General features: G+C 33.1%; 14 protein-coding genes. 7 read left to right on the plus strand and 7 right to left on the minus strand.

The features are described from left to right. The first annotated feature begins 42 nt into the window (after positions 1-42). Positions 43-981, plus strand: a complete 939-nt coding sequence (locus tag FGM02_RS09025; RefSeq protein WP_139958038.1) for a hydrogen peroxide-inducible genes activator — start codon at positions 43-45, stop codon at positions 979-981. A 35-nt stretch (positions 982-1,016) separates the two neighbouring features. Here FGM02_RS09025 and FGM02_RS09030 read toward each other — a convergent pair whose 3' ends face one another. The 4 genes from FGM02_RS09030 to kdsB all read right to left on the minus strand — a co-directional run bounded on the left by FGM02_RS09030 (position 1,017) and on the right by kdsB (position 3,040). Continuing rightward, positions 1,017-1,211, minus strand: coding sequence for a hypothetical protein (locus FGM02_RS09030; RefSeq protein ID WP_139958039.1), 195 nt, complete (start codon positions 1,209-1,211; stop codon positions 1,017-1,019). A gap of 96 nt (positions 1,212-1,307) precedes the next feature. Further along, the gene (locus FGM02_RS09035) at positions 1,308-1,574 is read right to left on the minus strand and encodes a hypothetical protein (RefSeq protein ID WP_139958040.1); all 267 of its coding nucleotides are present in this window, start codon (positions 1,572-1,574) and stop codon (positions 1,308-1,310) included. Positions 1,575-1,610: 36 nt separating this feature from the next. Then, positions 1,611-2,321, minus strand: a complete 711-nt coding sequence (locus tag FGM02_RS09040; RefSeq protein ID WP_139958041.1) for an HAD family hydrolase — start codon at positions 2,319-2,321, stop codon at positions 1,611-1,613. Beyond that, the gene (gene kdsB, locus FGM02_RS09045; protein WP_139958042.1) at positions 2,312-3,040 is read right to left on the minus strand and encodes a 3-deoxy-manno-octulosonate cytidylyltransferase; all 729 of its coding nucleotides are present in this window, start codon (positions 3,038-3,040) and stop codon (positions 2,312-2,314) included. Before kdsB ends, FGM02_RS09040 begins: the two co-directional genes overlap by 10 nt. Before the next feature lie 600 nt (positions 3,041-3,640). Here kdsB and FGM02_RS09050 point away from each other — a divergent pair. The 3 genes from FGM02_RS09050 (at position 3,641) to FGM02_RS09060 (ending at position 5,682) form a co-directional block, all read left to right on the plus strand. Beyond that, positions 3,641-4,009: a hypothetical protein gene (locus FGM02_RS09050; protein WP_139958043.1), complete on the plus strand. Its 369-nt coding sequence runs from the start codon at positions 3,641-3,643 to the stop codon at positions 4,007-4,009. Positions 4,010-4,095: 86 nt separating this feature from the next. After that, positions 4,096-5,340, plus strand: coding sequence for a DEAD/DEAH box helicase (locus FGM02_RS09055; RefSeq protein ID WP_139958044.1), 1,245 nt, complete (start codon positions 4,096-4,098; stop codon positions 5,338-5,340). Between the two features lie 150 nt (positions 5,341-5,490). Continuing rightward, entirely contained in the window at positions 5,491-5,682 is a 192-nt protein-coding gene (locus FGM02_RS09060) for a cold-shock protein (protein ID WP_139958045.1), read from the plus strand. Positions 5,683-5,743: 61 nt separating this feature from the next. On the opposite strand, the gene FGM02_RS09065 is transcribed toward FGM02_RS09060, so the two are convergent. Beyond that, on the minus strand, positions 5,744-7,345 hold the full coding sequence (locus FGM02_RS09065) for an ABC transporter substrate-binding protein (protein WP_139958046.1): 1,602 nt from the start codon (positions 7,343-7,345) through the stop codon (positions 5,744-5,746). 193 nt (positions 7,346-7,538) lie between these two features. Between FGM02_RS09065 and mtaB the strand changes: the two genes are divergently transcribed. The 3 genes from mtaB (at position 7,539) to FGM02_RS09080 (ending at position 10,523) form a co-directional block, all read left to right on the plus strand. Continuing rightward, entirely contained in the window at positions 7,539-8,861 is a 1,323-nt protein-coding gene (mtaB, locus tag FGM02_RS09070; protein ID WP_139958047.1) for a tRNA (N(6)-L-threonylcarbamoyladenosine(37)-C(2))-methylthiotransferase MtaB, read from the plus strand. A 61-nt stretch (positions 8,862-8,922) separates the two neighbouring features. After that, positions 8,923-9,576: an alpha/beta hydrolase family protein gene (locus FGM02_RS09075; protein WP_139958048.1), complete on the plus strand. Its 654-nt coding sequence runs from the start codon at positions 8,923-8,925 to the stop codon at positions 9,574-9,576. A 59-nt stretch (positions 9,577-9,635) separates the two neighbouring features. Continuing rightward, on the plus strand, positions 9,636-10,523 hold the full coding sequence (locus tag FGM02_RS09080; protein ID WP_139958049.1) for a lytic transglycosylase domain-containing protein: 888 nt from the start codon (positions 9,636-9,638) through the stop codon (positions 10,521-10,523). Between the two features lie 26 nt (positions 10,524-10,549). Here the strand turns inward: FGM02_RS09080 and FGM02_RS09085 are convergent, their stop codons facing one another. Together FGM02_RS09085 and FGM02_RS09090 are read right to left on the minus strand one after the other, a co-directional pair. After that, positions 10,550-11,506, minus strand: a complete 957-nt coding sequence (locus tag FGM02_RS09085; protein WP_139958050.1) for an NAD(P)H-dependent flavin oxidoreductase — start codon at positions 11,504-11,506, stop codon at positions 10,550-10,552. Positions 11,507-11,511: 5 nt separating this feature from the next. Then, positions 11,512-13,149 (minus strand): S8 family serine peptidase, encoded by a 1,638-nt coding sequence (locus FGM02_RS09090; protein ID WP_139958051.1) that lies wholly within the window; start codon positions 13,147-13,149, stop codon positions 11,512-11,514.

A 13,149-nucleotide genomic window follows, 5' to 3' on the forward strand; every position in this document is an offset into this window, starting at 1 on the left:
TTACCAATTGATTTTAGTAATTTTATTGTCTAATATTATACGATGACAATTACCCAGCTAAAATACATTCTTTCCGTTGCAGAATACCAAAACTTTACTGTGGCTGCAGAACATAGTTTTGTTACCCAACCCACATTAAGTATGCAGATACAAAAATTAGAAGATCAATTAGATGTTCAAATTTTCAATCGTGCAAAAAAACCTATACAGTTGACTGAAATAGGAAAAAAAATTGTGGCTCAGGCCAAAATTATTGTCAATGAAAGCAATAGAATTAGTGATATTGTTGATCAACAAAAAGGCTTTGTAGGTGGTGAATTTAAAATTGCTATTATTCCAACCATAATGCCCACTTTGTTGCCAATGTTTTTAAAGACATTCAACAAAAAATATCCTAAAGTAAACTTGCAAATAGAAGAGTTAACGACTGAGGAAATTATTAACAAGTTAAATGATGGACATATTGATGTTGCTATTGCAGCAACTCCGCTTGAAAACGAAAACATTAAGGAACGTCCGTTGTATTATGAACCTTTTGTAGGTTATATTCCTGAAAATCATAAATTGTTTAAAAAGAAACAACTTTGTGTAGACGAGCTAGACGTAGAAACGATGTTATTGCTAGAAGATGGGCATTGTTTTAAAGACAGTATTTTAAATATTTGCAATTCAGGCACCACAAAAAACAAAGCCTTCCGATTGGAAAGCGGAAGTTTTGACACATTGATCAAATTATCAAAGGAAGGTATGGGAATGACATTACTGCCTTATTTACAAACCTTAGATGTTCATGAATCCGACAAAAAATATTTAAGAGAATTTGAAAAACCGGTACCTGCTAGGGAAGTCAGTTTATTGTATCATAAATCGCAACTAAAAATGCAATTGATTGAAGCCTTAAAGTCAACCATAGATGGTATTGTTAGAGGAGCTATTTCCTTTAACGATGTCAATATTATCAGTCCTATTTATAAAAAATAGGCATAAAAAAAGGGCTTTTATCAAGCCCTTTTTTTTTATTCCATAATTGCTAAGCAATAGTATAATTCTGGTTTGTTACTAGTAAACTCTCTTAACCAGATTTTTAATTCTTTAACTTCATGGGGTAATAGTTTTTTCACTGCTTTTTCTAATTCTTTGTAAAATAATTCAGCATTAAAACTTACCTTTTGTAATACAGTTTTTGTGTAATCGTAAACTTCTCTAGCCATTATTTTTAACTATTATTTTTTATTTCAACCAAATTTAGAAAAAAAAAGAGCTAAATAAAAATTTAGCTCCAACTTTAACAAATGTTAACATTTAGTTTACAAATTCGAAATCTTTTCAGCCAAAGAATTTGCAGTATTTTCTAAATCACTTTCAATAGATTTAAAATGTGCTTTTTTACTTTCAATATCTTTCGCATGGATTTTATCCATTAAACCATCAAACGCTACTAATGTTTCTTCAATGATTGCTCCAGATTTACTTGTATCTGCATCTGCCGTTACAATTTCCCAAACATAACATGCTTCTATTAAGTCGCCTAAAGTATTATGAATGTCTTTTTTTAAATTTTTTATTGATGCCATCTCTTATGTTTTAATTACGCAGCAAATTTACTGCTTTTACTTTACAGTAAGTAATTTTTTTAAACCTAATATAGAGCTTAGGGTTTGATAAGCCGTTTTTGATTTTTCTGATTCGCAAACACGCTCATGTTCCCAAGTGGTATGAAAAGGAATATGTACGGCAGAAGCACCAATTTTAACTAAGGGCAGAACATCTGATTTTAAAGAATTTCCTACCATTAAAAATTCTTCAGGTGCCACTTCTAAATGCTTTAAAATTTTCAAATAGTCTTTTTCTTTTTTATCACTCATCACTTCAACATGATGAAAATAAGACAATAAACCAGATTTTTGTAGTTTTCTTTCCTGATCTAATAAATCACCTTTTGTGGCGACAATCAATCGGTAATGACTACTCAAACTTTCAAGGATTTCAGGAACGCCTTCCAATAATTCAATTGGCTTAAAAAGCATCTCCTTCCCTATCTTCAAAATTTCATCAATAATTTTAGGATGCACTTGTTGGTTTGATAAGGTAGTTGATAATTCTATCATTGATAAAATAAAACCTTTTACCCCATAACCATAATAAGGTAAGTTGTCAATTTCTATTTTATAGAGCTCCTGATTGATTTTATTTTCCGTTTCATAACGAGACAACAATTTGGCAACTTTGTCTTCTGCTTCTCTAAAATAAGGCTCATTTACCCAAAGTGTGTCGTCTGCATCAAAAGCGATCACTTTTATTTTAGAGAAATTTATTTCCATAGGTCGTTGGCTAAATCTAAATCTGATGGCGTATCAATACCAATAACTTGGTAAGGCGTTTCTACCATTTTTATTTTTTTTCCATATTCTAAAAACCGTATTCCTTCCAGTTTTTCAGTAGCTTCATTTTGCTGCATTGGCATTTTTGTAAATTCAATCAATGCCGATTTTCTAAATGCATAAATACCAATATGCTTAAAATATGTAGTAACTATTGTTTTATCTCTTGGATATGGAATTGGAGAACGAGAAAAATACATCACATGGTTGTCCTTATCCATTACCACTTTCACATTGTTAGGATTCTCAATGTCTTCCCAATTTGTCATGGGGTGCACCAAGGAAGCCAAATCTATTTTTGAATCTACGTCTTTTTTAAAAACATCAATCAAATCTGCCAAAGGCTCTTTTCGGGTAAAAGGCTCATCTCCTTGTACATTTACCACTATATCTGCATCAATTTCTTTCGCTGCTTCTGCTATTCGGTCTGATCCGCAATCGTGCTCGGTTAAGCTCATAAATACTTTTCCTCCATTTTCCTCAACGGCTTTTTTAATCACTTCACTATCCGTAATTACATAAACATCATCAAATAAATTGGTGTTTTTTGTGGCTTCATACGTTCTAATGATCACAGGTTTTCCTGCTAAATCTTTTAATAGTTTTCCTGGGAATCGAGAAGCCTCAAAACGGGCAGGAATCATTGCAATAACTTTCATAAATGGAAATAGTATCTACAAGAAAAATTCTTACTTGAATTTTCAAAATCAAAGATATTGAAAAAGAAGCAAGGCCAATAAAAATTTCTATTTTTAAATTTTAGAAAGACTTTCAAAAATTCGTTAAAAGAGATAACATATCTTTAACACTTGTTTCCTACATCTTTTAACAAAGTTTAAGACGCCAATTCAATTAATTTCTTACTTTTGTGACATGATGATGAAAAACCAAATTATAACAGTCCTTACAAACAAGGTATTAGCCACGTTAAAAGCAGTTTTTAACATGGAAAATACGGCAATGTCAATGGTATTAGTTAAGGTTCAGAAGCAAGATTTAAGAAAAAGCCCTCATCATTATTTAAAAAAATAATTTACAATTATTAAATAATATTCAAGGTGCTTTTTTAAACAAAAAGCACCTTTTTTTATACCCAATAAGTAACATTAAAAATCAAATATTATGAAAACAAACACCATGAAAAACATCGCCAAAAACATTCAATTATTAGCCCAGGTCATTGTACAACAGTTAACTTTTATGCAACTTAAAGATCACATACGCCCCATATATTTACACCATCGTTAAAATAGAATATTATGTACACAAACAACTTCACTCCGATTAGAGAATACAGTTATACTGTAACAAAAAAAGATGTAAACAAAAACAAAGTATTGCTTCCAAATGTATTGTACAATACCATGGAATCTACAGCAATAAACTCTTTAGCCTCTATTAAAGATGCACTTCATGTGGATCAACACTTATTTAAGCTTCATATTTTAAAAAACGCCTATTTAAAAGACAGCTTAAAATTGACTCCTAAAATTCAAAAACTGAACCGAGAGGAAGTCCTATTGCATATCTATGTATACAAAGAAATTAAAAATGAATTAGAAATAATTTGCGAAGCTACTTTTGGATTTAAATTCAAAGAAAATGTCAGCTTAAATATAGCCTCTTAAACAACTAAGGGAGGTTTTCTATTGCCTCCCTTATTTTAAATGTTTCCTAAAAAGGTAATGACTACCTTTGTGGCTTATTAAAATTTATGACATTTAAAGAAATTAACATTATTGCTCCCATACTAAGAGCTTTGGAAGCACAAGGATACACACAACCAACACCTATTCAAGAACAAGCAATTCCTATTTTATTAAAAGGAACCGACTTGTTGGGCTGTGCTCAAACCGGAACAGGAAAAACAGCAGCGTTTGCTATTCCCATTATTCAACAATTATTTTTAGATAAAAACACCCAACAAGGGAGAAAAAAAATAAAGGCCTTAATTGTAACACCTACCAGAGAACTTGCCATTCAAATTGCTGACAATTTTACAGCATACTCAGCACACACACATTTAAAAAATGCAGTTATTTTTGGAGGTGTAAAACAAGGGAGACAAACAGATACTTTAAAACAAGGAGTAGATATTTTAGTTGCAACTCCTGGAAGACTCTTAGATTTAATGCAGCAAGGTTTTATCAGCCTTAAAGATGTTGAATATTTTGTTTTGGATGAAGCCGATCAAATGTTAGACATGGGGTTTATACATGATATAAAAAGATTGTTGACAAAATTACCAACGAAAAGACAATCCCTATTTTTCTCGGCAACGATGCCACAGACTATAGCCGACCTGTCTCATACCATTTTAACAGATTATCAAAGAGTATCAATTGAACCTGAACAAGCCACTGCTGAAAAAGTAGAACAAGCCATTTATTTTGTACAAAAATCGGATAAAATTAAATTGCTGACAGAATTACTGAATGACCAAGAAGGTAAGTCTACATTAGTTTTTTCAAGAACAAAACATGGTGCTGATAAAATTGTAAAAAAATTAGCACAGCAAGGAATTAAATCGGCAGCCATTCACGGTAACAAATCTCAAAATGCTCGTCAAAAAGCATTAGGAGCGTTTAAAAACGGAGAATTACATGTTCTTTTAGCAACTGATATTGCAGCCAGAGGAATTGATGTTTCTGAATTATCGTTAGTCATCAATTTTGATTTACCTAATATTCCAGAAACCTATGTACATAGAATTGGTAGAACCGGTAGAGCAAAAGCAAGTGGAATTGCCATTTCTTTTTGTGATGCAGAAGAAAGAGCCTATTTAAAAGACATAGAAAAGTTGATTGGACAAAAAGTACCCGTAATTAATGAACATGATTATGTGGACACTTCAGCACCTCAAACTTTGTCGAAACAAAAACAACAAGCAAAAAGAAAACCCTCACCTAGCAAAGGAAAACCTAAGCAAAAAAGAAGAAGGCCAAACAACAATCAATAATTTTATCTATCACTTTGGTTTACAATTTGTTCACATTGCGAATGATGAAACAGCTAGATTATTATTTTTTCAATAATAATTGATAAAAACCATTGATATCTAAAGATAAAGGTTAAATTTGTTACTATTATTATTATTTAATTTATTACAATGAGCACAGGTACAGTAAAGTTTTTCAATGAAACTAAAGGTTTTGGTTTTATTACAGAGGAAGGGTCTAGCGAAGATCATTTCGTACACATTTCAGGTTTGATCGATGAAATCCGTGAGGGTGACAAAGTAGAATTTGAATTGAAAGAAGGTAAAAAAGGATTAAATGCAGTTGACGTAAAAGTTATCTAAATATATCTTTTTAAATTATTTAAAACCTATCTTTTTTGATGGGTTTTTTTATGCCCTCTTTTTACTTTATTTTCTGAACTCTTTTTAAGTGTAAATGGTTGATAGGGTTAATTCCAAGATTCTTTATGTTCTTATGCATAAACCGAACAGCAACGTCATAATACAAAGGAATTACCGGAGCCTCTTCAATCAATAATCGATCCATTCGCTGATACAACAAATGTCGTTTTTCTCGACTCGTTGTTTTAATGGCTTGCTTGTACAAAGCATCAAATTGCATGTTACTAAAATGGGTGTAGTTGGGCCCTCCCGGAGAAAAATAATCTTTGCAAAAAATAAATAAATAATTTTCAGCATCTGGATAATCCGCTACCCAACTCCCTCGATAAATACTCAATTGACCATTTTTTTTAGTCTGCCTTAATGTTGAAGGTGGCATTACTTCAATAGCAACCTTTAAGCCTATCTTTCCTAACTGTCGCTGGATGTATTCACACAAATCCACATACTGACTGTCTGTATTAATAGTAATCTTCGGATTTTCATCTCCTGTTTCTTCTTTATACGACTTCACCAACTGTTTGGCTTTTTCTGGTTGGTACGTATAGCCTTTGGCATTGTTAAATGAAGGTAGGCCTTTTGGAATAAAACCGTTAATTGCAGGAGTACCAATTCCATTTCTTAAATACAAAATCATTTTTTCACGATCGAAACCATAATTTATGGCTTGTCTAATTTTTTTTGAATGCAAACATTTTTCCGTTTCTGTATCTAAGTAAACACCCAAATACTCTGTATTTAAATACGGACTTTTAATCATTTCTATTTTAGAACGATATCTTTTATGTAAAGCTCCTTCTTGCGTTAACAAATCGTCTTTATACGAAACATCAATACTATTTAAAAAGTCAGCCTTTCCTTGAATAAACTGCAAAAACTCACTTTGTTTGTCTGGTAAAAAAGTAATAGCTACTGCTTCCATATAAGGCAAGGAACTACCATCACTATCTTTTTCATAATACAACGGATTTTTGCGAAAAACCAATTTTGTATTTTCTATCCATAATTTAAATTGAAAAGGTCCCGTTCCAATAGGGTTGGCTCTAAAAGTATCTCCAAAATAGGCAATAGCTTCTTTAGGCACTACAGAGCAATATTTCATACTTAAAATACTTAAAAAAGGGGGAAACGCCTGTTTTAATTTTATGCTAAAAGTACTGTCATTTACCGCTTCAAAATGTTTAGCATAATTCAACACCCATTTTCCTGGTGCAGCAACTTCGGGATCTAACAAGCGCTTAAAACTATATACAAAATCTTTTGCCACTACTTTTCGTGTCTTTTTTTTACCGAATAAATCGTGTTTGTGAAAAAACACATCCGACCGTAAATGAAAAACATAGTTCAATCCATCAGCTGATATTTCCCAAGAATTTGCGATATCGGGTAAAACTTCCAAAGCATCATTCAATTGCACCAAGCCGCTAAACAATTGGGTGGTCGCCCAAATTGTACGCATGTCCTTTGCAAAGGCAGGGTCTAAAGTAGAAATATTAGAATGCTCGTTGTAGCGAAAAACCTTCGATAAGTCTTTGTTATTCGTGCTTTTAGAACATGAAATAGCCAATAAAAATAACAGGCAGCAACAGATATATTTTTTCAAATTATTTTTAATTTTAAGTCAATTAATTCCAAAAGAACCAATCAGTAATTTACTTTATATCAACTTGGTAAAGTTACATTTGTTTTTTCACCTAAATTGCTTCCAACAAAAATGAAATAGGTAAAAAAAAGAAGAATTCCTGTTTCAATCTTTAACTATATAACTTACTTTTGTAGTCGCTAAAAATACAAGAATGAATGCACATAAAAAAGTAGCATTTTATACCTTAGGGTGTAAATTGAATTTTTCTGAAACCTCGACAATTGCTAGAAATTTTCAAGACGAAGGTTTTGAACGTGTGGAATTTGATGAAGTCGCAGATATTTATGTGATCAACACTTGTTCTGTAACCGATAATGCCGACAAACGTTTTAAGACCATTGTAAAAAACGCCTTAAAAAAGAACGATGAAGCTTTCTTAATTGCTGTTGGTTGTTACGCACAATTAAAACCTGAAGAATTGGCCGCTGTTGATGGAGTTGATTTGGTTTTGGGTGCTACCGAAAAATTTAAAGTTACTGATTACATCAACGATCTTTCGAAAAATGACATGGGAGAAGTACACTCATGTGAAATTTCTGAAGCAGATTTTTATGTCGGCTCCTACTCTATTGGCGATAGAACACGTGCTTTCTTAAAAGTACAAGATGGTTGCGATTACAAATGTACTTATTGCACCATTCCATTGGCCAGAGGAATTTCTAGAAGTGATACTTTGGAAAATGTACTTACAAATGCCAAAGAAATTTCAAAAAAAGGAATTCAAGAAATTGTATTGACTGGGGTGAATATTGGTGATTATGGAAAAGGTGAATTTGGAAACAAAAAACACGAACACACTTTTTTTGAACTTGTGCAAGCTTTGGATAAAGTGGAAGGCATAAAAAGATTGCGAATTTCTTCTATTGAACCCAATTTGTTAAAAAGTGAAACCATCGATTTTGTTGCCCAATCGAAAAGCTTTGTGCCACATTTTCATATTCCTTTACAAAGTGGAAGCGATGCGCTTTTAAAATTAATGAAACGTCGTTATTTACGACAAACCTATACCGATAGAGTTACGGCTATCAAAGAGAAAATGCCTAATGCCTGTATTGGTGTTGATGTGATTGTAGGATTTCCTGGAGAAACGGATGAATTGTTTTTAGAAACCTACAATTATTTAAATGAAATGAACATTTCCTACTTACATGTCTTTACCTATTCAGAGCGACCAAATACGGAAGCGGCAGTAATGGAAGGAGAAATTCCTTTAAAAACTAGACAAAAACGAAGTAAAATGCTTCGCGGCTTGTCGGTAAAAAAGAGAAGAGCCTTTTATGAAAGTCAGATAAATACAGAACATACGGTACTTTTTGAAAGTGAAAACAAAGAAGGTTATATTCAAGGTTTTACAGAAAATTATGTAAAAGTAAAAACTCCATGGAACCCAGCCTTAGTGAATACCACACATGCCATTCACTTAACAAAAATTGATGAAGACGGACTGGTACGTTTTGATTTTTTAAAATCTTAAAAATAAAATTCTAACTTGTTTCTGTCCTAAAAAGCTCGGATCAAAATCCTATCTTTATAAAATGAAAAAGCATTTGTATTTTGTCCCTGGAACAGCAGCAAGCCCTAAAATATTTGAGCGACTGCAATTGCCCGAGGATCAATTTGAATTGCATTTTTTAGAATGGTTTCTTCCAGAATCAAAAAAAGAAACGATAGAATCCTATGCCAAACGTATGTGCCAATTGGTAAAACATGAAAAACCTGTGTTGATTGGGGTTTCATTTGGAGGCATTTTGGTACAGGAAATGAGTAAAATTATTCCTTGTGAAAAGGTAGTTCTTATCTCTTCTGTAAAAAATAAAGACGAATTGTCGAGTCGTTTAAAAATTGTCAAGTTCTTAAAAGCCTATAAGCTATTTCCTTCTAGTCATATTTCAAACATTGAAACTATATTGGTCAAACTTTTTGGAGCGAAAGCCAAGAAAAGAATCAAAATGTATCAAATGTACTTATCTGTACGAGAACCTTTATTTTTAAATTGGGCTTTAAAACAAGCTGTTATTTGGCCTCAAAAAGAGACTTTAAAAGGTATGCTACATATCCATGGGACAACCGACCCTATTTTTCCTATAAAGTATATAAAAAATTGTATTCGCATAAAAAATGGTTCTCATATAATGATTATCACCAAAGCCAAGGAAATATCAAGTATTTTAGTTAAAAAACTTTTATAGTCTGTAGAATTTTGTAACTTTAAGCTAGATTTAGTACTTCACATAAAATTCAATTTCACATGACTAAACTCCTTAACATAAGCTTCGCTTTTTGCTGTTTACTAGCGGCCTCTATTTTTGTATTCAGCACCACTGAAAGCACTAAAAGAACTAGTGAATCTTATGTCATAAAAGCGCTTAAAATTCCGAACAACTTAAATTTTGCTGGAGAACCTATTCCTTTAAACAAAGAAGATATTAGAGAACGAATTGATAGAGAATTTTTAGTGAATACCTATTGGCAATCAAACGCTTTGTTATTGATCAAAAGAAGCCATAAATATTTTCCAATTATTGAACCTATTTTAGCAAAAAACGGAATTCCAGACGATTTCAAATATTTGGCAGTTATAGAAAGTGGTTTGCAAAATGTAACTTCTCCTGCTGGAGCAAGAGGCTTTTGGCAACTAATGAAAGAAACCGCCAAAGAAAATAATTTGGAAGTCAATTCTAATGTAGACGAGCGCTATCACTTAGAAAAAGCAACGCAGGCCGCTTGTGATTATTTAAAACACTCTAAAGAATTATTTGGTAGTTGGACTTTGGCAGCTGCTGCTTATAACGCTGGTAACACTGGAGTTTCTAGACAATTAGAACGCCAAAAAGTAAGCAATTATTACGATTTATTATTAAGTGATGAAACCCAAAGATATTTGCCAAGAATTATAGCTTTAAAAGAAATTTTAACGCACGCCAGCAACTATGGTTTTATTTACGACAATGAAGATTTGTACAATTTAGAAGAAACAAAAAGTGTAAAAGTAGACAGTGCTATTTCTAATATTGCGGACTTTGCTTTAAAATTCAATACCAACTACAAAGAAATAAAAATTCACAATCCTTGGTTGCGGGAAAATAAATTGAACAACAAAACGAAAGTGACTTATTATATAAAAGTTCCAAAGTAATACTTGACCAATTGTATGTTAACCATTTAAAAGGTGAATTTTTCTTGTAAAAGTTCACCTTTTATTTTTGTGTATTCATCCATAATAGCAGTAATAATTTCTTCAGAAGTTTCAATAGCATGAATCAATCCAGCTATTTGCCCAATTTCCAAAATTCCTTCTACCAAATCACCTTCAAACATTCCTTTTTTCAAACGTCTTTTCCCGAGCAAGTTTTTCAAATCTTGAACAGAACCATTTGCCTGTCGTAATGCCACGATCTCCTCATACATTTCGTTTTTAATCATGCGTACTGGAGCAATTTCTTTTAAAGTCAACATGGTGTCACCTTCTTCTGTTAACACCACACGTTTCTTAAAATCTATATGAGCCGAAGACTCAATACTTGCGGCAAAGCGACTACCGATTTGAACTCCATCAGCCCCCAAACATAGCGCAGCTAACATTCCTCTTCCTGTGGCAATTCCACCTGCTGCAAGCAAAGGAATCTTAATTTTTTCTTTTACCATGGGAATCAGGGTTAGCGTAGTTGTTTCTTCCCTTCCATTATGTCCACCAGCTTCAAAACCTTCTGCAACTACAGCATCTACACCTGCCTCTTGTGCTTTTAAAGCAAACTTCACACTACTCACCACATGAACAACAGTAATTCCATGTTTCTTTAAAAAAGGCGTCCACAATTTTGGGTTTCCTGCGGAAGTAAAAACAATTTGCACGCCTTCTTCCACAATAATCTGCATCACTTCTTCAATATTAGGATACAGCATGGGAACATTTACCCCGAAAGGTTTATCGGTCGCTTTTTTACATTTTTGAATATGTTCTCGTAGCCGATCAGGATACATAGAACCAGAACCAATTAATCCTAAACCGCCTGCGTTACTTACGGCAGCAGCTAATTTATAACCACTTACCCAAACCATACCGCCTTGTACAATTGGGTATTTTATTTTAAATAATTCTGTAACAGCATTTACCAACATATAACCTATTTTTTTACGATTTTAAAGAACAGCTCTTCTTCTGTTCCGAAGTTAATTCTAACAAAATAAACACCTGTCTTAAAGTTCGAAATATCAACTTCTCGATTCGGAAGAACACGATCTATACACTTCATTTTCTTTCCTGAAACATCCATTATTTCCACATCGCAAAACTTTCCTAGTTCCGAAGATTTTATTTGAAAAGTCGAATTGACCAACGTCGGAATTAAAAGAACTTCTGACTTTTTTATTTTGGAAACTCCTAAGGAACTATAAATAGCTTTAAAATTGGGGATACCATACCCACGTTGCTCAGTCGGATTGTTATACAAATCTGAAGACTCCTGAATTAGACTTTTTATTTGTTGTGCCGTCTTATTTGGAAAGGCCTGCCACAAACATGCAGCCATTCCGGTCATTATAGGTCCAGAAAAGGATGTTCCATTGGAAGTAGCAATCGTTCCAGAACCATTAATAACGTATACATTTTTGCCTTGTGCGACGACGTTTGGCTTTACTCTTCCATCTGCTGTAGGTCCAAAAGAACTAAAATTAGCTATCTCTTCATTTTCGTCTACGGCTCCTACTGTTAAAACTGAGGGTGCATCGGCCGGTGCTGTGATATATTTCCAAGCAGAACTTCCTGAATTCCCTGCAGAAGTCACCAATAATATACCTCTTGACGCAGCCAACTCTGCCCCTCGACTAATAAAAGTAGTACTCCCGTTCATGTGAACATAGGTATAGTTATAATTGGCATTATCAAATTCAGAATAACCTAAAGAGGTGTTAATTATGGAAACGCCTAGACTATCTGCCCGCTCCGCTGCTTCTACCCAAAGACTCTCTTCTAAAGGCGTTTCATTATAATGATCTTCTGTAGAAAACAAATAAAATTGCGCATTGGGTGCCGTTCCTTGAAATTCATTTTCAACAATCCCAGCTATGGTAGACAAAACCGATAAACCGTGTGTATTTCCTGCATTTACATAAATATCCGTACTTCTAGAAACAAAACTATAACCACCCAAAATTTCTCCATTTTCAGTTTGTCCATCTCTTAAATTCGAAAAAGCATCAAAAGTTTCCACGCCTTTAAAGCCGGAATCTAGGATAGCGATCAAAATATTTTCACCTTTAAAACCTAAGTCATGTAAATAATCACCTTCTAACATTTGAATCTGATTGCCAGCATTCCCATAAGTAAGATTGGACGTTTCTTTTAAACTTGTTGAAAATTTATTTGGAAGCTTTTTTTTGTTGGTGTTTTTCGATTTATTTAGACTAGAGTTTGCAAATTGAATGGAATCTACACTAGTTAAAGTCAGCAATTGATTGATTGCTTTTTTTGTTCCTTGAACATGCAATGCATTCAGCCATTTGGAACGTGCCTTCACAATAATTCCCTGACTAGATGCGATCTCAGAAACATACATCTCTTCTAGTGGCACATCTTTTTCATCCAAAGCAATGGCATGAAAACTCCTTCTGTCTAAAGCTTTTTGTGTTAGCATACTTATAGGATTACTTAAATAAGAACTGGCATTAGGCTTGTTTTTAAAATAAACCCATGCATCTTCCGTCTGACCAAATAGACAGGTCTGAAAAAAAATGAAAATATAGAAGTAGTATTTTTTCTGCAT

The sequence above is a fragment of the Flavicella sediminum genome (assembly GCF_006381105.1).
Taxonomy (GTDB): domain Bacteria; phylum Bacteroidota; class Bacteroidia; order Flavobacteriales; family Flavobacteriaceae; genus Flavicella; species Flavicella sediminum.